This window comes from Streptomyces sp. NPDC050625 (genome assembly GCF_040654755.1).
Classification (GTDB): domain Bacteria; phylum Actinomycetota; class Actinomycetes; order Streptomycetales; family Streptomycetaceae; genus Streptomyces.
Genome location: NZ_JBFAIQ010000002.1, coordinates 730,938 through 752,947 on the forward strand (window position 1 = coordinate 730,938; position 22,010 = coordinate 752,947).

General features: G+C 72.5%; 18 protein-coding genes and 3 tRNA genes. 12 read left to right on the top strand and 9 right to left on the bottom strand.

Annotated elements, in window-relative coordinates; translation table 11 throughout:
• The first annotated feature begins 102 nt into the window (after positions 1 to 102).
• Together AB0I54_RS07380 and AB0I54_RS07385 are read left to right on the top strand one after the other, a co-directional pair.
• Positions 103 to 2,157 carry a phosphocholine-specific phospholipase C gene (locus AB0I54_RS07380; protein ID WP_363294936.1) on the top strand — a complete coding sequence of 685 codons (2,055 nt, stop codon included), beginning with the start codon at positions 103 to 105 and terminating at the stop codon, positions 2,155 to 2,157.
• Positions 2,158 to 2,223: 66 nt separating this feature from the next.
• Positions 2,224 to 3,054: a phospholipid scramblase-related protein gene (locus AB0I54_RS07385; protein ID WP_363294937.1), complete on the top strand. Its 831-nt coding sequence runs from the start codon at positions 2,224 to 2,226 to the stop codon at positions 3,052 to 3,054.
• A 121-nt stretch (positions 3,055 to 3,175) separates the two neighbouring features.
• Here AB0I54_RS07385 and AB0I54_RS07390 read toward each other — a convergent pair whose 3' ends face one another.
• Positions 3,176 to 4,117: a hypothetical protein gene (locus AB0I54_RS07390; protein WP_363294938.1), complete on the bottom strand. Its 942-nt coding sequence runs from the start codon at positions 4,115 to 4,117 to the stop codon at positions 3,176 to 3,178.
• On the bottom strand, positions 4,114 to 4,908 hold the full coding sequence (locus tag AB0I54_RS07395; RefSeq protein ID WP_363294939.1) for a phosphatase PAP2 family protein: 795 nt from the start codon (positions 4,906 to 4,908) through the stop codon (positions 4,114 to 4,116). Before AB0I54_RS07395 ends, AB0I54_RS07390 begins: the two co-directional genes overlap by 4 nt.
• A 249-nt stretch (positions 4,909 to 5,157) precedes the next feature.
• Here AB0I54_RS07395 and AB0I54_RS07400 point away from each other — a divergent pair, with 249 nt between their 5' ends.
• Positions 5,158 to 5,772, top strand: a complete 615-nt coding sequence (locus AB0I54_RS07400) for a TetR/AcrR family transcriptional regulator C-terminal ligand-binding domain-containing protein (RefSeq protein WP_363294940.1) — start codon at positions 5,158 to 5,160, stop codon at positions 5,770 to 5,772.
• 160 nt (positions 5,773 to 5,932) lie between these two features.
• Here the strand turns inward: AB0I54_RS07400 and AB0I54_RS07405 are convergent, their stop codons facing one another.
• The 3 genes from AB0I54_RS07405 to AB0I54_RS07415 form a co-directional block, all read right to left on the bottom strand.
• A complete protein-coding gene (locus AB0I54_RS07405; RefSeq protein WP_363294941.1) occupies positions 5,933 to 6,964 on the bottom strand; it encodes a DUF2510 domain-containing protein in 1,032 nt (343 codons plus the stop codon).
• A gap of 94 nt (positions 6,965 to 7,058) precedes the next feature.
• Positions 7,059 to 8,207, bottom strand: a complete 1,149-nt coding sequence (locus AB0I54_RS07410) for an anhydro-N-acetylmuramic acid kinase (RefSeq protein WP_363294993.1) — start codon at positions 8,205 to 8,207, stop codon at positions 7,059 to 7,061.
• Complete coding sequence (locus tag AB0I54_RS07415) at positions 8,128 to 9,495, bottom strand: MFS transporter (RefSeq protein WP_363294942.1); 1,368 nt, start codon at positions 9,493 to 9,495, stop codon at positions 8,128 to 8,130. The genes AB0I54_RS07410 and AB0I54_RS07415 overlap by 80 nt, the downstream gene beginning before the upstream one ends.
• Before the next feature lie 183 nt (positions 9,496 to 9,678).
• Here AB0I54_RS07415 and AB0I54_RS07420 point away from each other — a divergent pair, with 183 nt between their 5' ends.
• Positions 9,679 to 12,360 carry an AAA family ATPase gene (locus tag AB0I54_RS07420; protein WP_363294943.1) on the top strand — a complete coding sequence of 894 codons (2,682 nt, stop codon included), beginning with the start codon at positions 9,679 to 9,681 and terminating at the stop codon, positions 12,358 to 12,360.
• Positions 12,361 to 12,370: 10 nt separating this feature from the next.
• Here AB0I54_RS07420 and AB0I54_RS07425 read toward each other — a convergent pair whose 3' ends face one another.
• The 3 genes from AB0I54_RS07425 to AB0I54_RS07435 all read right to left on the bottom strand — a co-directional run bounded on the left by AB0I54_RS07425 (position 12,371) and on the right by AB0I54_RS07435 (position 15,402).
• Entirely contained in the window at positions 12,371 to 13,162 is a 792-nt protein-coding gene (locus AB0I54_RS07425) for an SDR family NAD(P)-dependent oxidoreductase (protein ID WP_363294944.1), read from the bottom strand.
• A gap of 80 nt (positions 13,163 to 13,242) precedes the next feature.
• On the bottom strand, positions 13,243 to 14,223 hold the full coding sequence (locus tag AB0I54_RS07430) for a DUF3048 domain-containing protein (RefSeq protein WP_363294945.1): 981 nt from the start codon (positions 14,221 to 14,223) through the stop codon (positions 13,243 to 13,245).
• A 108-nt stretch (positions 14,224 to 14,331) separates the two neighbouring features.
• On the bottom strand, positions 14,332 to 15,402 hold the full coding sequence (locus tag AB0I54_RS07435) for an ATP-dependent DNA ligase (protein WP_363294947.1): 1,071 nt from the start codon (positions 15,400 to 15,402) through the stop codon (positions 14,332 to 14,334).
• 73 nt (positions 15,403 to 15,475) lie between these two features.
• On the opposite strand from AB0I54_RS07435, the gene ligD reads away from it, so the two are divergent.
• Both ligD and AB0I54_RS07445 read left to right on the top strand, forming a co-directional pair.
• Positions 15,476 to 16,522 (top strand): non-homologous end-joining DNA ligase, encoded by a 1,047-nt coding sequence (gene ligD / locus AB0I54_RS07440; RefSeq protein WP_363294948.1) that lies wholly within the window; start codon positions 15,476 to 15,478, stop codon positions 16,520 to 16,522.
• 114 nt (positions 16,523 to 16,636) lie between these two features.
• Positions 16,637 to 17,674, top strand: coding sequence for a LacI family DNA-binding transcriptional regulator (locus AB0I54_RS07445; protein ID WP_363294949.1), 1,038 nt, complete (start codon positions 16,637 to 16,639; stop codon positions 17,672 to 17,674).
• A 70-nt stretch (positions 17,675 to 17,744) separates the two neighbouring features.
• On the opposite strand, the gene AB0I54_RS07450 is transcribed toward AB0I54_RS07445, so the two are convergent.
• The gene (locus AB0I54_RS07450; protein ID WP_363294950.1) at positions 17,745 to 18,533 is read right to left on the bottom strand and encodes a VOC family protein; all 789 of its coding nucleotides are present in this window, start codon (positions 18,531 to 18,533) and stop codon (positions 17,745 to 17,747) included.
• Between the two features lie 284 nt (positions 18,534 to 18,817).
• On the opposite strand from AB0I54_RS07450, the gene AB0I54_RS07455 reads away from it, so the two are divergent.
• From AB0I54_RS07455 to AB0I54_RS07480, 6 genes are all read left to right on the top strand, one after another.
• A complete protein-coding gene (locus AB0I54_RS07455) occupies positions 18,818 to 19,063 on the top strand; it encodes a WhiB family transcriptional regulator (RefSeq protein WP_363294951.1) in 246 nt (81 codons plus the stop codon).
• A gap of 51 nt (positions 19,064 to 19,114) precedes the next feature.
• Positions 19,115 to 19,186, top strand: a tRNA-Gly gene (locus AB0I54_RS07460).
• 7 nt (positions 19,187 to 19,193) lie between these two features.
• Positions 19,194 to 19,266, top strand: a tRNA-Ala gene (locus AB0I54_RS07465).
• Between the two features lie 88 nt (positions 19,267 to 19,354).
• Positions 19,355 to 19,426 (top strand) — tRNA-Glu (locus AB0I54_RS07470).
• 28 nt (positions 19,427 to 19,454) lie between these two features.
• Positions 19,455 to 20,807 (top strand): SDR family oxidoreductase, encoded by a 1,353-nt coding sequence (locus tag AB0I54_RS07475; RefSeq protein WP_363294952.1) that lies wholly within the window; start codon positions 19,455 to 19,457, stop codon positions 20,805 to 20,807.
• On the top strand, positions 20,804 to 21,991 hold the full coding sequence (locus AB0I54_RS07480) for a ribonuclease inhibitor (protein WP_363294953.1): 1,188 nt from the start codon (positions 20,804 to 20,806) through the stop codon (positions 21,989 to 21,991). Before AB0I54_RS07475 ends, AB0I54_RS07480 begins: the two co-directional genes overlap by 4 nt.
• Positions 21,992 to 22,010: the final 19 nt, after the last annotated feature.

Genomic DNA, 22,010 nt, shown 5'->3' on the forward strand with positions numbered 1-22,010 from the left:
TCCCTGTCGTTTGCTGCTCTTGGAACACTCGCACCGCGCACGTTCCGTCATCCGTTCCACGTTCCGGCCATCCCGCACATCAGGATGAGAGGTTCCTCGCTCATGCCCGAAGTCAACCGGCGCCGATTCCTCCAACTCGCGGGCGCCACCACGGCGTTCACCGCACTTTCCAACAGCATCCAGCGCGCCGCCGCGCTGCCCGCGAACCACCGCACGGGATCGATCGAGGACGTCGAGCACATCGTCGTCCTGATGCAGGAGAACCGCTCCTTCGACCACTACTTCGGTTCGCTCGGAGGCGTCCGCGGCTTCGGCGACCCGCGCCCGGCGGTGACCCGGCAGGACGGCAAGCCGGTCTGGTACCAGTCGGACGGCACCAAGGACCTGCTGCCCTTCCACCCCGACGCCGACGACCTCGGCATGGCCTTCCTCCAGGACCTCCCGCACGGCTGGAACGACGGCCACGCGGCCTTCGACGGCGGCAAGTACGACAAGTGGGTGCCGTCCAAGGGCTCCACGACGATGGCGTACCTGACCCGCGACGACATCCCGTTCCACTACGCGCTCGCCGACGCCTTCACCATCTGCGACGCCTACCACTGCTCGTTCATCGGCTCCACCGACCCGAACCGCTACTACCTGTGGACGGGTTACACGGGCAACGACGGCCAGGGCGGCGGCCCCGTCCTCGGCAACGACGAGGCGGGCTACGGCTGGACGACCTACCCCGAGCGCCTGGAGCGGGCCGGGATCTCCTGGAAGATCTACCAGGACGTCGGCGACGGCCTCGACGCGAACGGCTCCTGGGGCTGGATCCCGGACGCCTACCGCGGCAACTACGGCGACAACTCGCTGCTCTACTTCAAGCAGTACCAGAACGCCCAGCCCGGCGACCCGCTCTACGACAAGGCCCGCACCGGCACCGACGCCCGCACGGGCGAGGGCTTCTTCGAGCAGCTCAAGGCCGACGTCAAGGGCGGCAAGCTGCCGCAGATCTCCTGGGTCGTCGCCCCCGAGGCCTTCACCGAGCACCCCAACTGGCCCGCCAACTACGGCGCCTGGTACATCGCCCAGGTCCTCGACGCGCTCACCGCCGACCCGGCGGTGTGGGCGAAGACGGCCCTGTTCATCACGTACGACGAGAACGACGGCTTCTTCGACCACATGATCCCGCCGTTCCCGCCCGCCTCCGCGGCCCAGGGCAGGTCCACCGTCGACGCCGGACCGGACCTCTTCAAGGGCGACGCCGGCCATGTGGCCGGACCCTACGGTCTGGGCCAGCGCGTGCCGATGCTCGTCGTCTCCCCGTGGAGCAAGGGCGGTTTCGTCTGCTCCGAGACCCTCGACCACACCTCGGTCATCCGCTTCATGGAGCGCCGCTTCGGCGTGCACGAGCCGAACATCTCGCCCTGGCGGCGCGCGATATGCGGCGATCTGACCGCCGCGTTCGACTTCTCCCGCAAGGACACCCGCCCGGTCGCGCTCCCGGACACCGACGGCTACCGTCCGCCGGACCACGACCGCCACCCGGACTACGTCCCGACCCCGCCCGCCAACCCTGCCCTGCCCCGGCAGGAGCGCGGCCGCAAGCCCACCCGCCCGCTCAAGTACGTCCCCTTCGTGGACGGTTCGGCCGACAGTGCGGCCGGAAAGTTCACGCTGACCTTCGCCTCCGGCGCCGAGGCCGGCGCCGCCTTCCTGGTCACCTCCGGAAACCGCACCGACGGACCCTGGAGCTACACCACCGAGGCCGGCAGGACGGTCGCCGACACCTGGAACTCCGCGTACTCGAACGGCTCGTACGACCTGACCGTGCACGGCCCCAACGGCTTCCTGCGCGTCTTCAAGGGCCCGGGCAAGGCGGCCGGCCCCGAGGTCACCGCACGGCACGGCGGCGACCACGTCGAGCTCACCTTCACCAACAAGGGCTCGCGCACCGTCGAGCTGGAGCTGGTCAACGGCTACACCGGCCGGCCCCTGACCTTCCAGGTGCGCCCGGGCGCCAGGGTGCGGCACGCCGTCGACCTCGCGGCGAGCGGGCGCTGGTACGACCTCACCGTCACGTCCGACAACGACCCCGTGTTTTTGCGACGTTTCGCCGGACATGTCGAGAATGGGTGTTCCGGTGTCAGTGACCCCGCGATCCTCACGGCGTAACAGGGCGATGAATACCGCATCGTGGGGGCTGGTCAGCTCCTGGTCGGCTCGGGGTAGTGTGCCCCGGTGACCACGCAATCGAACACTCCTGCAGGCTGGTACCCCGATCCCCACGGGGCAGCCCAGACGCTCCGCTACTGGGACGGCGCGCAGTGGACCGACCACACCAGCCCGGCCCAGCAAGGTACTCAGCAGGCGCCTCCGCAGGCCGGCGTCCCGCACCAGGCGGGCGCCGACGCGAAGGTGCAGCGTCAGGTGCAGCAGCAGGCCGGGGTCGCCGCGGGCGGCCCCGGTGGCGGCACCCTGTTCACCGAGCCGGTCCTGGTGGTGAACCAGAAGGCCAAGCTGATCGAGCTGACCAACGAGTACAAGGTCATGGATCAGAACGGCAACCAGATCGGCTCGGTCACCGAGGTCGGCCAGGGCGTGCTCAGGAAGATCCTGCGGTTCGTCTCCAGCCTCGACCAGTTCCTGACGCACAAGCTGGAGATCCGCGACGCCCACGGCCGGCCGCAGTTGCTGCTGACCCGGCCGGCGAAGTTCCTCAAGTCGCGCGTGATCGTGTCGCGTCCGGACGGTTCGCCGGTGGGCGAGATCGTCCAGCAGAACATGATCGGGAAGATCAACTTCGCGATGAACGCGAACGGCCAGCAGGTCGGCGCGATCAAGGCGGAGAACTGGCGGGCGTGGAACTTCGCCATCGTCGACCACGCGGACAACGAGGTCGCCCGGATCACCAAGACCTGGGAAGGCCTCGCCAAGACGCTGTTCACGACCGCGGACAACTACGTCCTGCAGATCCACTACCAGCTCCCCGAGCCGCTGCTGAGCCTCGTGGTGGCGACGGCGCTGACCGTCGACACGGCGCTCAAGCAGGACTCGCGGGGCCTGGGCTGACCCAGCCGGGCGACGGCTCGAACAGACACAACGGCAACGGCGGCCGGTGCGTGCGGGATTCGCACGCGCCGGCCGCCGCCTTTGTGTCTTGACGGGAGAATGTGACGTTCCGGGGGAATTGCTACAGCGGAGTGAGGTGTCCGCGCTCCGGTCGCCGTGGCACCAGGACCGGCTCGGGCGACGCCGTCCCCCGCTCCAGCGCGAGCACCGCGGCCACGGGATGCTCCTCGTCGCCCGCGTCCGGCGCGGGTGTCTGCCGGGTCAGCAGCACCACACCCCAGGACGCAAGACCCGCCCCGGCCAGCGCGAGGAGCACACCCGCGCCGCCGCCCCGCAGCCCCTGCCCGAGCAGCGTCAGGCCGATCACCGCGGCCGCCACCGGGTTGGCGAGCGTCACCACCGCCAGCGGGGCGCCGAGACCGCCCCGGTAGGCCGTCTGCGACAGCAGCAGCCCGCCGGTGGCGAACGCGGCGACGAGCAGCGCCACCACGACCTCCTCCACGCCGAGCGCCGGTCCCGTGCGGTCCGTCGCCGCCACGGTCACCGTCTGGGTGAGCGCCGAGGCCACGCCGGAGGCGAAGCCGGACGCCGTCGCGTGCCGCAGACCGGGCCGGGCGCCGGGCCAGGACAGCGCGCCGATCAGGGTGGCGGTCGCCCCGGCGACCGCCACTGCCTCGGTGAGGCTCAGCACCCGGTCGGGAGCCGGGCCCGAGGCGGTCACCAGCAGGGCGGCCAGCCCCAGCAGCGTCAGCGAGGTGCCCCGCCACTCGGCCGTGCTGACCTTCCGTCCGGCCGCCCGCGCCCCCATCGGGACCGCCGCGACCAGGGTGAGCGCGCCCAGCGGCTGCACCACGGTCAGCGGGCCGTACTTGAGAGCCACGACATGCAGCAGCGCCGCGCCCGCGTTCAGCCCGACCGCCGACCACCACGCGCCGGTGCCGAGCAGCCGCAGCAGGCCCGCGTCCGGGCCGCGGGAGGCGAGCCGCTCCTGCGCCACCGCGGCGGCCGCGTAGGCGACGGCCGAGACCAGCGACAGGACGACGGCGACCAGGACGGCGCTCATCGGGCCGCTCCCACCAGGACGGGCTCCTCCGGTACGAGCGTGCGCCTGCCCCGTCCCGCCGTGGTCGCCGTGCGGTGCGGCGGAGGGATGAGGGCGAGCGCGACGCCCAGCATGGCCGTGGCGACGATCGCGTCCAGCCAGTAGTGGTTGGCCGTGCCCACGATCACCGCGAGCGTGATCGCCGGATGCAGCAGCCACAGCAGGCGCCGGCGGGACCTGGTCGCCACGATCAGCCCGACGGCCACCATCAGGGCCCAGCCGAAGTGCAGCGACGGCATCGCCGCGTACTGGTTGGAGAGGTGGTCGGTGCGCGGGGGTCCGTAGACCGAAGGGCCGTACAGCCGCGCCGTGTCCACCAGGCCGGTCGCGGCCAGCATGCGCGGCGGGGCCAGCGGGAACGTGAAGGGCAGGACCAGGGCGGCCGCGGTGACCACGGCGAGGACCCGCCGGGCCCAGACGTAGTGCGCCGGGCGCCGCAGATACAGCCAGACCAGGAAGGCCAGGGTGGCCGGGAAGTGGACGGTCGCGTAGTAGGTGTTCGCGAGGTGCACGAGGGTGCCGTTGTGCAGCAGCGCGGACTGCACGTCGCCCTCGCCGGGAAGGTGCACCGCCCGTTCCAGGTCCCATACGCGACGGGCGTTGTGCAGGGCCTCACCGGTGTGGCCGGTGGCCAGCTGCCGGCCGAGCTTGTAGACGAGGAAGAGCCCTGCGACGAGCAGGAGCTCACGGCCGAGCGGAGGCCTGGCTATGGCTCCTGGCCCGGGTTCTGCAGGCTCGGTGCGGGCATTCATCCCCCGGCCCCTTCGCTGACGGCGGTGCGTGTGGTGGTGCGTACTGAGACCCGGACCACAGTCCGAACTCATCGAGACGTCTCCGTACCGATACGCCAGTGTACCGATACGTGCGAGTACCGGTACACTGGCGTATCGATAGACGTACGACACACTGGTTACAGGTTTCGAAGCCGCGCTTGAGGACCGCTTCAGGCAGCCTTGAGCAACGGCAGGGCGCACGAGTCGCACACGAGTGAGGAGAGACGCATGACGTCGCAGGCCGCGGACGGACCGGAGACGGTCGCCGCCTCGCGCCGCTCCAAGATCACGCCCGAGCGTGAGCAGGAGTTCTTCGACGCCGTGCTCGAACAGATCCGCGAGTGCGGCTATGACTCCGTCACCATGGAGGGCGTCGCCACGAGCACCCGGTGCAGCAAGTCCACGCTCTACCGCCAGTGGAAGACGAAGCCCCAGTTCGTGGCCGCGGCGCTGCGGTCCAACCGCCAGGCGCGCTTCGCCGGCATCGACACCGGATCACTCGCCGAGGACCTGCGCCAGGCCGCGCGGGACGCGGGAGACTGGTCGGGCAAGGACACCCGGCTGCTGCAGGCCCTCAGCCACGCCATCACCCAGGACCCCGAGCTGCAGCAGGCGCTGCGCGAGGCCCTCGTCGATCCCGAGATCGCCGCACTCCAGGAGATCCTGCGGCGGGGCGTCGAGCGGGGCGAGGTGCGGGCCGGTCATCCGGCGCTCGAGTACATCCCCGCCATGATGTTCGGAGTGCTGCGCGTGCGGCCCGTGTTGAGCGGGCAGTACGCCGATTCCGACTATCTCGTCCGGTTCGTGGAGGCCGCCGTGCTGCCCTCGCTCGGACTGACCTGAGACCCAGGCCGCCGTCCGTGGGATGACTGGACGGTGACCTGCTCGCGCCGCACCGTGGGGACGGGGGCGGCGCACACCCCCGGCCGGGTGGGGTTCCCCTTGAGCGGAGGGGCACCCCACCCGGCCGCATCATGTGCCGGGGCGGGCCGGGCCGGGGGAGTCAGACGTTCTGGCCGTTGCCGCCGCCGGACGACACCTTGATCCCCTTGGTGATCTCGTCGATGACCGACAGCTTCTGTCCGACGTCGATGCCGAAGCGGACCACGACCATCCGGGCGGGGCTCGCAGGGGAGGGGAAGGCGAGCGATTCGACGTAGCCGTCGGCACCCTTGCTGGTGACCGCCTTCCAGCGGACCAGATAGCCCTTCTGCCCGGCCACGGTCACCGCCTCGGAGGCGAGCACCTCGTGCGAGGTGATGCTGCCGTAGGTGGTGCCGCCGTAGGACTCTTTGGCGTTCGCCGCGATGTCCGCCTTGGCGACCTCCTCGGCCGTGCTGCCCTTGGTGCGCAACAGCGCCGCGGGTGCCGAGTAGGCGCCGCCGGGGACACACGACTTGGACGTGTCGCCCGGGCACTTGTACGAGTCGTTCGACGTGATCTGCGCGCCCACGTTCATGGCCTGCCCGGTCCAGCCCTCGGGCACGGGCAGGCTGATCCCGTTGATCGGGTCCGGCACGCTGCCGCCGCCCTCGACCTTCGGCGCCTCGGACTGGCCCGGCGACGGCGACTGACCGCCGGGGCCGCCCGAGCCGCCGCCCGGTCCGCCCTGGCCGCCGTTCTGTCCCTCGGGGCCGCCCCGCCCGCCCGGCCCGTCCTGGCCCTGCCGCGAACCGGCCCGGTCACCGCCGCCGGAGTCGTGCTTGGCGAGCGCGTACACGCCGACCCCGATGCTCGCGAGCACCGCGACGGCCACCGCTACGGCTATCCCCGTGCGCAGACCGCGCCGGGAGCCGGCCGGTGGCTGGGCGGGATACCCGGGATATGCGCGATACCCGGGATATTCGGAGTGGCCGCCATAGGCCGGGTACGGGCCGGTGCCCTGCGGTTGCGTCGGAGGACCCCAGGCGGCCCCCGACCCGGCGGGGCGGGTCTGGTCCGTCCACGCCCCGCCGTCCCACCAGCGCTCGGTGGGTGGACCGTCATTCGTCTGCCCGGGGTCGGGGTACCACCCCGGAGGAGTCACCTGCGTCATGCCCCCCACCGTATGAGGCGTCGGTGAAAGCGGGATGAGAGGCCCCGCAACAGTTGCGTGTCGGCGATCCGGGACCGTGCTCTCCCGGCCATGGTCACTCCACTTCCAGCCGCACCGGCCCGTGCCGCGCGGGCGCGGGCAGCCGCAGCCCGCCCCGCCCCGGGGTCACCGACCCCAGGACGCTTCGATGCCGGGCGCCGGTGCTCACCGGTTCGGTGCCCGCGAGCCCGTGCGCCGTGAGGAACCCGAGGACCGCGAAGGCGTACGCCTCCTTGGCGGCCGAGGGCAGGCCCAACTCGTCGGAGGTGCGCACCGCCACCCCGGGCAGCCGGTCCCGCAGCATCGCCATCAGCACCGGGTTGCGCGTGCCGCCGCCCGAGGCGATCACCTCCGTGGCGCCCACGGACCGTACGGCGTCCGCGACCGTGCGCGCCGTCAACTGGGTGAGTGTCGCCAGCACATCGTCCGCGGGCAGGCCGTCGAGCCCGGCCGCCCGCACATATCCGGGGTGGAACAGCTCCTTGCCGGTGGTCTTCGGCGCGGGCCGGGTGTAGTACGGCTCCCTCAGCAGCCGGTCCAGCAGCGGGCCGTGCACCCGGCCGCGGGCGGCCAGCGCGCCGTCGGCGTCGTACGCCAGCCGCCCGCCGCTGAACTCCCGGGCCGCGGCATCGGTCAGCGCACAGCCGGGACCGGTGTCGAAGGCCGTCCCGTCCGGCGCGGTGAGGTTGGCGATCCCGCCGATGTTCAGCGCGACCGGCGTGCCCTGCCTGCCCCGCAGCCACAGCAGGTCGACCAGGCTGACCAGCGGTGCGCCCTGGCCGCCGGCGGCGACGTCGCGCGGCCGGAAGTCGGCCACGACGGGCAGCCCCGTCGCCTCCGCGATCCACGCGGGCTGCCCGAGCTGCAGCGTCCCGTGCACCCGGCCGCCGTCCACCCAGTGGTAGACGGTCTGCCCGTGCGAGGCGATCAACTCGGCCCGCCCGTCGCACAGTTCACGATCGGCCCGGACGGCCGTCGCCGCGAACGCCTGCCCGATCCGGGTGTCGAGCCGGCACACGTCCGCCAGCGGGACGGCCGACGGGGGCAGCGCCGCCGCGAGGGATTCCCGCAGTGCGTCGTCGTACGGCTCGCTCACCATCCCGAGCGGCTTCAGGACGAGCGTGTCACCGCCGAGGCGCAGCTCGGCCGCCGCCGCGTCGACGGCGTCGTACGACGTCCCGGACATCAGTCCGATCACCAGCACCTGGTCCATCCGCCTTCCCGGCCGGGCGCCCGAGGAGCGCGAGCGCGCTCACCGCACAGGTCGCCGCCGCGTAGTACGCGGGCACGTCCACGTTTCCGGTGCGCTTCACCGTCTCCGTGATGATGAGCCCGGCGCACCCCGAGAACACGGCATTGGACAGGGCGTAGGCGAGTCCCAGCCCCGTACAGCGCACACGCGTCGGGAACAGCTCGGCGAGCATCGCCGGCCCCGGCCCGGCCATGAGCCCCACGACCGCCCCGGCGGCGCACACGGCCGCACCCTTCACCAGGGACGAAGTCCCCGCGTCCTGGAGGAGGTCGAACAGCGGCACCGCCGCCCCCACCACCAGCACCGCCCCCGTCAGCATCACCGGCCGCCGCCCGATCCGGTCGCTGAGCAGCCCCGCCGGGAGGATCGCCGCCGCGAAGCCCAGATTGGCCAGAACCGTGGCGGTCAGCGCCTGCCGGAAGTCCGCGTGCAGCGCCGTCTGGAGATACGACGGCAGGACCACGAGGAAGGTGTACCCGGCCGCCGACCAGCCCATCACCCGTCCGGCCCCCAGCGCGACCGCCCGCACGACCCCGCGCGGGGGCAGGCGCTCCGCGTCCGGCGCCCGCTCCCTGAACGACGGTGTCTCCTCCAGCCGCACCCGCAGCCACAGCGCCCCCAGCCCCATCGGCAGCGCCAGCAGGAACGGCAACCGCCAGCCCCAGGTGCTCAACTGATTCTCCGTCAGCACGGTCGCCAGACCGACCGCCGCACCCGCCCCGCCCAGCAGCCCCAGCGCCACCGTGAACGACTGCCAGGCGCCGTACAGCCCGCGCCGGCCCGGCGGGGCGAACTCCGTCATCGCCGACACCGCGCCCCCGAACTCACCTCCCGCGGACAGCCCTTGAACGACCCTCAGAAGGGTGAGCAGCCAGGGGGCCAGGGCGCCCACCGTGGCGTAGGTCGGCAGCGCGCCGATCAGCGTGGTCGCCCCGGTCATCAGGGCGACCACCAGGATCAGCACCGGCCGCCGCCCGATCCGGTCGCCCAGCCGGCCGAACAGGGCGGCGCCGACCGGCCGGAAGAAGAACGCCAGCGCGAAGGACGCGTACGCCTTCACCAGCCCCTCGACCGCGCCGCCGCCCTCCGGCGTGAAGAACCGCTGCGCGACGACCGTCGCGAAATACCCGTACACACCGAACTCGTACCACTCGATGAAATTGCCCACCGACCCAGCGGCCAGCGCCCTTGCGGACGAGGCCTGTCGCGGGGTCCGGCGATCTTCGAAAGTCAGCTTCATTCCCAGCCCTGTTGACGGTCTGTCGACACCACAGCGGCAGGTCCGGGCAGGGGCACGTCGTCCTCACGCGTCCCTGTTCCCCCGTCGTGGCAACACGTGCCCGGAGCGGCCTCCGCACAGCCAATCCGACGGATACGCTCGTGGTCTGTACGTCGTTCGGGCGACACCAGGGGAGGTAACGGGATGACGGAGGCACGGCCCCCTGTGGCCGCTTCGCCTTCCCTGTGGGAGCGCGACGCGGAGATCGCCGCCGTCACACAGGCGCTCGACGCCCTGTGCGCGGACCGCTCGTCCTCCGGGAACCTGCTCGTGTTCCGGGGTGACGCCGGACTGGGCAAGACGGCGCTGCTGACCGAGATCCGCCGTATCGCCGAACGGCGCGGGTGCACCGTGTGGTCCACCCGGGGCGGCGAGAACCTGAAGTCCGTCCCGTTCAACGTGGTACGGCAGTTGCTGCAGCCCGCGCTGGTCTCGCTGATGCCACAGGAGGCCCGTGAGTACCTCGGCGACTGGTACGACATCGCGGGGCCCGCGCTCGGCATAACGGAGCCCGGTGAGCGGCAGGCCGACCCGCAGGGCGTGTGCGACGGCCTGGTCGCGGCCGTCCGCAGACTGGCCAAACGGGAGTGGCCGCTGGTGCTGCTCGTCGACGACGCGCACTGGGCCGACCAGGAGACCCTGCGCTGGCTCACCGCGTTCACCGAGCGCCTCGACGATCTGTCCGTCCTGGTCGTGGTCGCCCGCCGGCCCGGTGAGGTGTCCGGTGACAGCGCCCGCTACCTCGACGCGATCGCCGCCACCGCGGGCCGCCCCGTCAGCAGTCTCAGCGCCCTCACCCCGGACGCCACCGCCGGACTCACCCGTGCCACCCTCGGCCGGCACGCCGACGCCCCGTTCTGCCGCGAGGTCTGGGCCGTCACCGGCGGCAATCCGTACGAGACCGTCGAACTCCTCGCCAAGGTGCAGGACAGCGACCTCCATCCGGTCGAGGCCCACGCCGGTGAACTCCGCCCCCTGAACCGCTCCGCCCGCGGCGGCGGACTCGTCGCCCGGCTGGAGGGCCTCGGCATCGACGCCACCCGGTTCGCCTGGGCGGCCGCCATCCTCGGCACCGGCATCACCGTGGACCTGGTCGCCCAGCTCGCCACCATGAGCATGGACGACGCCGAACGCTGTGCCCAACTGCTGTGCGGCGCCCGCATCCTCACCGAACCCGACCCCGCCGCCGCCCGGCCCGACGACGGCGACCTGGAGTTCGTCCACCCGCTGATCGCCTCCGCCGTCTACAACTCCATCCCCGAGGCCCTGTGCACCGCCATGCACGGCATCGCCGCCCAGGTCGTCACCGACTCCGGGCGCGGTGCCGCCGCGGCCTCCCGGCACCTCCTCCAGGTGCACCCGGACGACGACGAGGAACTCGTCGAGCAGCTGCGCGAGGCGGCCCGGGAACATCTGGCCGTCGGCGCCCCGGACGCGGCCCGCCGCTGTCTGGAACGCGCCCTGGTCGAACCGCCCGTGCCCGAGGTCCACGCGCGCGTGCTCTACGAACTGGGCTGCGCCACGCTGCTGACCGCGCCCGCGACCACGATCGACCATCTGCAGAGCGCGCTCGGCATGCCCGGTCTCGACGGCGACGAACGCGTCGACGCCGTCTTCCGCCTCTCCCAGGCGCTGCTCCACAACGACCAGCTGGAGGAGGCCGTCCGCACGGTGGAGGCCGAGGCCGCGCGTCATGAACCCGGGCCCGCCCGGCTGCGGCTGCAGGCCGTGCACTTCATGTGGGAGGGCATCCACGGCGAGGCCGCCTCACCCGGCCGCTCCGAACGCCTCGCCGACCTCGCCCGCACCTGCACCGGCCGTGACAACTCCGAGCGCGCCCTGCTGATCCTGCGCGGCTTCGACGCCATGACCCACGGCGAGAGCGTGGAGGAGGTCGTCGAACTGTGCGACCGCGCCCTCGTGAACGGCCGCCTCGCCCCCGGTCTGGGCTGGACCGACACCGAGTGGGGCGTCGAACTGCTGATGATGCTGGGCAGCGCCTACACCTACGCCGACCGGCTCGACCGCGCCGAGAGCCTGTTCGCCGAGGCCTTACGGGCTTATACGACCGCGGGATGGAGCGGCGGCCATCTCTCCCTGGCGAACGCGTTCCTCGGCCTCGCCTACCGTCGCCAGGGCCGCCTCAGGGACGCGGAGACCATCCTGCGCGAGTCCCTCGCACTGGCCGAACGCGTCGGCCGTGGCCTGCCCCTGTACTGGTCGGCGACCTGCGGACTCGTCGACACGCTGCTGGCCCGCGGCCATGTGGACGAGGCCTGGGCGGTGGCCGAGCGGTACGGCTTCGCACCGCCCTACCCGTCGACGATCGTGCTGCCCTGCCCCCGCTCCGTGCGCGGCCGGCTGCTGCTCGCCGTGGGCCGCACCGAGGAGGGCATCAACGAACTGGAGGCGGCCGAGAAGGCGGCGGCCGCCCGGGGCGGTCACCATCCGGTCCTCGCGCCCTGGGCCGTCGACCTCGCCAAGGCCCTCGCCGTGCAGGACCCGCCGCGCGCCGCCCGGCTCGCCACCGAGGCCCGCCGCCAGGCCGAGCGCCTCGGCACGGACACCGCCATCGGCGAGGCCCTGCGCTGCGCGGCCGCCCTGGAGACCGGGCAGCGCGCGGTACGGCCGGCCGCGCAGGCCGTCGCCTACCTGGAGGCCTCGCCCTGCCAGTACGAACACGCGGCCGCCCGTGTCGAGTACGGCATCGCGTCCCGTTCGGTCGCCGAGCTCAACCGGGGCATGGCACTCGCGCGCTCGTGCGGGGCGGACGGGCTGGTGGCGCAGGCGCGAGAGGCACTGGAGACGGGCCGGGACCTCAGCTGACCGCGTCGCCTCAGATCGCCAGCAACTGTTCGGTGACCGCTTTCAGGCGCTTTCGTACCTCGGGGTCGTACGTCCCCTCGTGCGCCCTGGCCGGCTGCGTGCCGTCGAAGTAGCCGCCCGAGCCCAAGTCCCGGGTGGCCAGGGCCAGGACGCCCGTCGCTCCGTCCGCGACCGTGTTCCAGGGGGTGATCCCGCCCTCGCGGACCATCGCGGTGTCCATGTAGGTCGCGGGGTGCAGCACATTGACCGACACACCGCTGCCCGCCAGCTCCTCGGCCAGCGTGAACGTATGGGCGGCGAGGGCGAACTTGCTGCGGCAGTACGCCGACACGCCGCTGTAGCCGCGGGTGAGCTCCGGATCGGCGAAGTCGACCGGCTCCTGGCCGACCGAGCCGACGTTGACGATCCGGGACGGCGTGTTCGCGCGCAGCACCGGCAGCAGGGCGCGGGTCAGCACGACGGGGGCGAGGTAGTTCACGGCCAGCCGCAGCTCGTGCCCGTCGGCGCTCAGCTCGCGGCCGGAGCCACGCGGCCCGGCGCCCACCCCGGCGTTGTTGATCAGCACGTCGAGCCCGGGCCGCGCCTGTGCCACCCGGGCGCCCAGCTCGCGCACCTGGGCGAGCGAAGCGAGGTCCGCGACGAACCCCTCGGCCTCGCCCTCGGCACGCAACTCCTCGACGAGCCGCCGCGTCCGCTCCGGGTCACGCCCGTGGGCGAGCACGACATGACCGGAACGGACCAGCTCGAAGGCGACGTACCGGCCGAGTCCGGAGGTGGCACCGGTGATCAGAACAGTGGACATGTCCCCACCCTAGGCACGCTCCGGCGCAGGCTGCCTGGTGCCGCCGAAGCTACGCCCAACAGGGTCACCCTCACGCGCAATCAGCGGCTGGACCGCGCGAACACCACCCACACCTGGCCCTCGGCGAAGTTCATGGGCGTGCCGTCGGCGGTGGTGAACTCCGTGCCGTCGGCCGCGGCCGCGCGGGTCCAGGTCGCGTCGAAGGCGCGCCCGTCCCGCAGCACCTCCGCCTTCCCCGTGCCCACCGTCTCGGTGTACGGCGTGTTGTTGCCGAGGACGTCGTGGTACGCGGACTCGTGCACCTTCACGTACTGCACGACGACCGTTGCGGGTGCCACCCGCTTCCCGTCGGTCGTCCTCGTGGGCGTGCCGTCCATCGCGACCAGCCAGCGGTGCCGGTCGGCGGACCAGGTGAAGGTGAACTCGGCCACCGGGTAGCGCACGGTGCGCGAGGTCGCGGGCCGCCCGCCCGCAGGTGCCGCGCCGTAGTGGAAGCCGGTGGTCAGCGCGGCCGCGCCCGGCGTGGCGGACAGCAGCCGGTCCGGGTGCAGATAGAGGTTGTGCGGCGCGGCCTTGTCGCTGCCGCGGAAGAAGGCGTCGGACGCGTTGTCGGGTGTCTCGGGCCGCAGCGGCGCCTTGTCGATCAGCGGCAGCAGTTTGGTCTGCGCCCCCGAGAAGGCGAGCGTCGGCCGGTCGAACTGGCGCAGCAGCTCCAGATCGGATTCGCGGGCGCTGCGCACCGGCCCGATGACCTTGGGCAGCTTGGTCGCGTACACCGCCATCAGCCGGCTCAGCCCGCCCTCGACCTGTTCCGCGTACACGACGTCCGCGGAGTCCAGTCCCGTCTGCGGGCGGGCCGCGGGCACATTGTCGATCTTCACGGCGAGCACCTGGCCGGTGCCGCCGCCGGGGGCCGGGGCCGGCCCGCTGGTCCCGCCGCGGCCGTCGTCGACCGGGCCGGGGGCGTGTCCCGAGGTGCAGCCCGCCGCGAGAGAAGCCGTCAGCGCGGCGGCCAGAAATGCTGTCGTCGCGGCGCGTCGTGTGCGCGCTCTGTGCCCCATGCCCACCGTCGCCACCGTTGCCACCAATTCTGTGCGTCGATTGTGCGCTCGTAAGTTCATTGATGGCCATACCCGCGTGATTCTGATCGAGCTTGGCGGATGGGCCGGTCAGCCGGGGCTGCCGAGGATCTCCGCGAGGTCGTAGCGCACCGGCTCCTCCAACTGGGCGTAGGTGCAGCTCTCCGGGGTGCGGTCCGGGCGCCAGCGGCGGAAGCGGGCCGTGTGCCGGAAGCGGACCCCGTTCTCCATGTGGTCGTACGCCACCTCGGCCACCCGCTCCGGCCTGAGCGGCACCCAGGACAGGTCCTTCTTGCCCGACCAGCGGCTGGGGGCCCCGGGCAGCCGGGCCGTCTCGTGCGCGGCCTCCTGCGACCAGGCCGCCCACGGATGCCCGGCCACATCCGTCATACGCAGCGGCTCCAGTTCCTCGACCAGTTCGGCGCGGCGCTTCATCGCGAACGCGGCCGACACGCCCACGTGCTGCAGGGCGCCCCGGTCGTCGTAGAGACCGAGCAGTAGCGAGCCCACAACCGGACCGCTCTTGTGGAAGCGGTAGCCCGCCACGACGACGTCCGCCGTACGCTCGTGCTTGATCTTGAACATCGCCCGCTCGTCCTGCAGATAGCGCACGGCGGGCGGCTTGGCGACGACCCCGTCCAGGCCCGCCCCCTCGTACTGCTCGAACCACTGCCGCGCCACGTCGATGTCGGTCGTCGCCGGTGCCAGATGGACGGGTGCCGTCACCCCGGACAGCGCCCTGACGAGGAGCGCCCGGCGGTCCGTCAGCGGGACGTCCAGCAGTGACTCGTCGGCCAGGGCCAGCAGGTCGAACGCGACGAAGGAGGCGGGCGTCCGCTCCGCCAGCGTGCGCACCCGGGAGTCCGCCGGGTGGATGCGCTCGGTCAGCGCGTCGAAGTCGAGCCGCCCCTCCCGGGCGATCACGATCTCGCCGTCCAGCACGCACCGCTTGGGCAACCGCTCCTTCAACGCCGCGACCAGCTCGGGAAAGTACCTGGTCAGCGGCTTCCCGGTACGACTGCCGAGCTCGACCTCGTCCCCGTCACGGAACACGATGGCCCGGAAGCCGTCCCACTTCGCCTCGTAGTGCATGTCCGGCGGGATCTTCGCCACCGACTTGGCGAGCATCGGCTTCACGGGCGGCATCACCGGGAGATCCATGCTCCGATTCTGCGCGCATACCGCGGCCCCCGCCCGGTGTGCGCGCTGTGCGTGGTACGCCTACCGTGGCCGCATGGGTGACGCGGTGGAACTGGAGGCGGGCGGCCGGACCGTGCGGCTGTCCAGCCCGGACAAGGTCTTCTTCCCCGAGCGCGGTTTCACCAAGCTGGACCTGGCCCGGTACTACATCGCGGTCGGCCCCGGCATCCTGCGCGCCCTGCGCGACCGCCCCACCACCCTGGAGCGCTATCCGGACGGTGTGACGGGGGAGTCCTTCTTCCAGAAGCGGGCGCCCAAGAACATGCCCGACTGGATCCCCACCGCCCACATCACCTTTCCCAGCGGCCGCTCCGCGGACGAGATGTGCCCCACCGAGGAGGCCGCCGTCCTCTGGGCCGCCCAGTTCGGCACCCTCACCTTCCACCCCTGGCCGGTGCGCCGCACCGACGTCGACCGCCCCGACGAGCTCCGCATCGACCTCGACCCGCAGCCCGGCACCGATTTCGCCGACGCCGTCCGCGCCGCCCACGAACTGCGCACCGTCCTCGACGAGTTCGGCGGACTGCGCGGCTGGCCCAAGACCTCCGGCGGCCGCGGACTGCATGTCTTCGTGCCCATCGAACCGCGCTGGACCTTCACCCAGGTGCGCCGCGCCGCGATCGCCGTGGGCCGGGAGATGGAACGGCGGATGCCGGACCACGTGACGATCAAGTGGTGGAAGGAGGAGCGCGGCGAGCGCATCTTCATCGATTACAACCAGACCGCCAGGGACCGCACCATCGCCTCCGCCTATTCCGTACGCCCCCGCCCGCACGCCCCGGTCTCGGCCCCCCTGCGCTGGGAGGAAGTTGCCGAGGCCCACCCCCGCGACTTCGACCTCGCGACCATGCCCGCCCGCTTCGCCGAACTCGGCGACGTGCACGCCGACATGGACGACCACGCCTTCTCCCTCGAAGCACTGCTCGAACTCGCGCGCAAGGATGAGCACGACCACGGACTGGGCGACCTGCCCTACCCGCCCGAGTACCCGAAGATGCCCGGAGAGCCCAAGCGCGTCCAGCCGAGCCGAGCCCGACGCGAAGAACAAGACCCACCACCGCCGAAGCCGAACGGCGCCTAGGACGACCTACGCACCTTCGAAGGGCCGCAACTCCTTTCCCATGTCGAGAGCGCTCTCACGACGGTCCTCGCTCGGGGATATCCTGATCCGCAATCGCCGATGAGGAGTCGCGAAGTGACCGAGACAGCGCCGCGTCCCACATTGGAGGCCGTGGCCGCGCGGGCGGGGGTGTCACGGGCCACCGTGTCCCGGGTGGTCAACGGTGGGGACGGAGTCCGGGAGCCGCTGGTGGAGCGGGTCCGGCGGGCGGTCGAGGAGCTCGGCTATGTGCCCAACCAGGCCGCGCGCAGCCTGGTGACCAAGCGGCACGACGCCGTCGCCGTGGTCATCGCCGAACCGGAGACCAGGGTCTTCGCCGACCCCTTCTTCGCCCTGCAACTGCGCGGGATCAGCAAGGAGCTGACGGCGCACGACAACCAGCTCGTGCTGCTGCTGACCGAGGGCCGGGACGATCACGCCCGCGTGGCCCGCTATCTCGCCGGAGGCCATGTCGACGGCGCGCTCGTCTTCTCGCTGCACCTCGACGATCCGCTGCCCGGGCTGATCCGGGGCGCGGGCGTCCCCACGGTGTTCGGCGGCCGGCCCGGCTGGAGCCACGGCACGCCCGACGCGGTGTACGTCGACAGCGACAACCGGGGCGGGGCCCGTGAGGCCGTACGCCATCTCGTCGGCCTCGGCCGGAGGCGGATCGCGCACATCACCGGCGCCCTCGACCAGACCTCCGCGGTGGACCGGCTCGACGGGTTCCGGGACGTGATGGGGGACGCCGACCCGCTGCTGATCGTGGAGAGCGACTTCACCCCGGCCGGCGGCGAGCGCGCGATGCGGGAACTCCTCGACCGCTGCCCCGACGTGGACGCGGTGTTCGCCGCGAACGACCTCGGCGCCTCCGGAGCGCTGCGGGTGCTGCGCGCGAGCGGACGGAGGGTGCCCGAGGACGTCGCCGTGATCGGCTTCGACGACATGCTGCCCGTCGCCGAACAGACCGACCCGCCCCTGACCACGATCCGTCAGGACATAGAGGAGATGGGCCGGTTGATGGCCCGCCTCCTGCTGCGCGGCCTGGACCGCGGCAACCAAGGTGATTCCGCGGCGGACACGCCCTCCGGCGTCATCCTGCCGACCACGCTGGTACGACGCGCCTCCGCGTAGGCCCCCGGCCCGGCCCTCGTTGCCGCTGACGGGCCGGGGTGCCTCACGCCCTCGCCGGGGATGCCGGGTCTCAGCCCTGCGACTCGCTCTTGATCACCGCGAAGCGGGCGCCGTACGGGTCGGCGAGCTTGGCCATCCGGCCGACGCCCTCCATGCTCGTGGCGGGCATGCGGACCTTGCCGCCCAGTTGCTGCGCCTTCTCGACCACCGCGTCGGTGTCCTCGACCTCGAAGTACGGCAGCCAGTAGGCGCCGGCCTCGGCCTCGGTGGGGTCGTCGGCCAGCGGGACCATTCCGCCGAACATCGCGTCCTCACCGCCCTCGGTGGGGTTGACGCAGGTGTACGTGCCGCCGGGGAAGGGCACGGCGGACGTCTCCAGACCGAGCACCTGGTTGTAGAACGCGGCGGCCGCGGCGATGTCCGGCGTGTACAGCTCGACCCAGCACAGCGAACCGGGTTCGTTCGCCTTGTCCACACCCTTGGTCTGGCCCGGCTGCCAGAGCCCGAAGGGCACGCCCGCCTGGTCGGCGAGGATCGCCATGTGGCCCTGCCCCATCACGTCCATGGGCTGGTGCAGCACGCTGCCGTGCGCCCCCTCGGCGGCCTTGGCGGTGGCCTGCGCGTCCGCGGTCTGGAAGTACACGGTCCAGGCGGGCGGACCCTGCTCCGCAGTGGTCTGCATACCGCCGGCCACGGTCTTGCCGTCCAGTTGGAAGAAGCCGTAACCGCCGGCCTCGGGCCCCGCCGACTGGAACCGCCAGCCGAAGAGACCGCCGTAGAAGGAGGTGGCGCCCTCGATGTCGGATGTGCCGACGTCGATCCAGTTGGGTGCGCCGTTGACGAAACGGGTGGTGAGCATCTTCGCCCTCCTCAAAAGGGTCCCGTTCTCAGTGCACTGCCGAGTCTTGCACCGCCCACTGACAACCGCCGCCGCAGCGCGTCCGCGGGCCGAGCGCCCACCGCTGCTACCCTGGGTGACCAGCCGCGTTCCTCATGTTTTCATCCCGGCCCCGCGCGCCGCCGTGCGCCGCCGCGTGCCGGGGGAGCATCATCGGGGCGGCAGGCAGGCCCCGTACACGCCCCGGCCGCGGCGTTGACCCGGCGTTGATCGAACGTTTTTCGCGGGGCGGCACGATCCTGCTCATGCACATCGAAACGATCACCTCGCCCGACCTTGCCTGGCAGGAGGAGGCGTTGTGCGCGCAAACGGGGGCGGACTTCTTCTTCCCGGAGCCCGGCAGCTCGGTACGGGAGGCGAAGCGGATCTGCGGCCTGTGCCCGATCCGCTCGGCCTGTCTGGCGTACGCGCTCGACAACGACGAGCGCTTCGGCGTCTGGGGCGGCCTGTCGGAGAAGGAACGGCTGGAACTCCGGCGGGCATCGCTGTGAAGCCCGGACGGTGCGTCACCCCGCACCGGCCGTTAAGATCCGGGAACGCGTCCGGGCGTAGCGCAGAGGCAGGCGCACCGCCTTGCCAGGGCGGCCACACCGGTTCGAATCCGGTCGTCCGGGCGTGCGGGGGTCGGTAGCGCAGAGGCAGGCGCACCTTCATGGCATTGAAGGACACACCGGTTCGAATCCGGTCCGATCCACGGCAGAGCACGACGACGGCAGAGCGCGACCACGAGAGCGGTTAGGATCCGGGTGAGCATCCGGATATGGCGTCCAGATGTGTCTCTCGGTCCTGTAGAGCAGAGGCAGACTCGCCACCCTCTCAAGGTGGATACGCCGGTTCGAATCCGGCCGGGACCACGGCACGGCGGACACGGGGCGGGTACGGATGGGCGAGGCGATCACCGACACGACCGCGGACATGATCACCGAGGCGGAACTCGCGGCCTTCCACCATATGGTGGGCAAGCTGCGCGCGCTGCCCGTCGACGACCCGGTGCGACTGCGGGCCGAGCAGGTCGCCGCGTCCTTCGCGCGCGACGGCCGGCTGCGGCGCCGCAAGGCGCGGGGCGCCGAGGTGTCCGCGGCCGACGCGGCGGCCATGGCGGCGACCGCGACCGGCGCCCCGGACCGCCGCGAGGACGCCCCGCTGGCCGCGTCCGGCGCCGGGGGAGTCTTCCTCCGGCCGCGCACCTGCTACGTCTGCAAGTCGACCTATCGACAGGTCGACACCTTCTACCACCGGCTCTGCCCCGGGTGCGCCGCCGACAACACCGCCCGCCGCGCCCTGAGCACCGACCTGAGCGGCCGCCGGGCGCTGCTCACCGGCGGCCGGGTGAAGATCGGTTTCCAGCTCGCCCTGATGATGCTCCGGGACGGCGCCGAAGTGCTCGTCACCTCGCGCTTCCCGCACGACACCGTGCGCCGCTTCCGGGCGGCCGAGGGCAGCGCGCAGTGGCTCGACCGGCTCACCGTCCTCGCCGTCGACCTGCGCGACCCGCGCCAGGTGCTCGGGCTGTGCGAGGAACTGCGGCAGGAGGGCCGGCCGCTGGACATCCTCGTCAACAACGCCGCGCAGACCGTGCGGCGGCCGCCCGAGTCGTATGCGCTGCTGGCCGCCGGGGAGTACGACGCGCTGCCCGCGGGGGCCCGGCAGGCGCCCGGGTTCCGGCCGATGCGGATGCTGGAGGGCTCGGCCGCCGCGCTGCCGGTCGCCCTGCGCGAGGCCGACGAGGCCGGGCTGCTGCCCGACCCGTCCCCGGAGAACTCCTGGTCGGCCCGGCTCGGCGCGCTCGACCCGGCCGAGGTCCTGGAGACCCAGCTCGTCAACGCCCTTGCCCCGGCCCTGCTCTGCGACCGGCTGCTGCCCCTGCTGCTGACCGCGCCCCATCCGCGCCGGTACGTGGTGAATGTGACCGCCGTCGAGGGCCGCTTCGCCGTCCGCAACAAGATGCCGGGCCACCCCCACACCAACATGGCCAAGGCGGCCCTGAACATGCTCACCCGCACCAGCGCCGCGGAACTCGCCGCCCAGGGCGTGCACATGTGCGCCGTCGACACCGGCTGGATCACCGACGAGAACCCGGTCCCGAAGAAGGCCCGTATGGCCGAGGCCGGGTTCCGCACACCGCTCGACATCGTGGACGGGGCGGCCCGGGTGTACGACCCGATCGTGCGCGGCGAGGCCGGGGACCCGGTGTCGGGGGTGTTCCTGAAGGACTACCGGGAGGCGGAGTGGTGAGCGAGGAGCCCGAGGAGGAGATGGGCGGCTTCGCCGGGGTGCCGTACGTCGTGCCGCGTCCCCTCGCCGAACTGGCGCCCCTGCTGGACTGGTTGCGCGCGGGCCGCCCGGCCGGTGAGCGGCTGGACTTCACGGCGGGTACGGCGCTGCCCGACGGGCGGCTCGACCTGTGCAAGCAGGGGGTCGGAGCGGAGGGCGCCGCGCTGATCGCCGACGCGCTCGCCCAAGGGCCGTCTCCGGTACGGCACCTGCTGCTCGGCACCGACGCGCTCGGCGACGACGGGGCGGCCGCCGTCGCCGAGAGCACGGGGGACGTCGAGACGCTGTACCTCGGCTGCAACGGGATCACCGCGGGCGGCGCCTGCCGGATCGCCGACAGTCTGCGCGCCTCGCCGCAGGTCGTCACCGGTGTGTGGCTGAAGAGGAACCCGCTGGGCAGCGGGGGCGGGCAGGCCGCGGCCGAACTCATCGATTCCGCACGGTCGTTGCGCACCCTCGACCTCGTCCAGACCGAACTGGACGCACCGGGCGCCGCCGTCCTGGCCGACGCGCTGCTGGCGGCCGCCGAGGGCGGGCGCCGGATCGAGCGGCTCTTCGTCGGCGGCAACCCGCTGGGGGAGGCGGGCGCGCGGGCGCTCGCCGCGGTCGTCGCCGGGGGAACGGTCGACGAACTGTACGTGTCCGCGGCCCGGTTGGGAGACGCGGGCGCACTCCGGCTGGCCGAGGCCCTGGAACGGGCACCGTACGGGCGGCTCACCCGGCTCGCCGTGGCCAGCAACGGCATCGGACCGGCGGCCGCGGCCCGTCTGGTGACGGCGGCGACCGCGGCCGGCGTGACGCTGCTGGACCTCGGCCGGGTCCGGGCGGCGGCGGTGCTCGCGGCGGAGGACAACCGGCTCGACCTGACGGCCGCCGAGACCATCGCCGCGGCCCTCGCCGAGGGCGAGCACCGGCTCGTCCACCTCGTCCTGACCCACACCGGGATGCGCAGCCGCGAGGCCCACCGCCTCCTCGACCACGCGGCCCACGCCACCACGGCCACCCGCTTCCGGCTCGGCAACGGCATCGCGGCCAGCGTCAAACGCCGTCTGGACGCTCTGAGCGCACACATCCCCGCACCCGCCGTCCCGGCGGACGTGGCGGCCATCCGCAGCGTGCACCGCACGGCCCCGCCTCAGGCCTGAGCCGGGCCGGGGCCCAGCG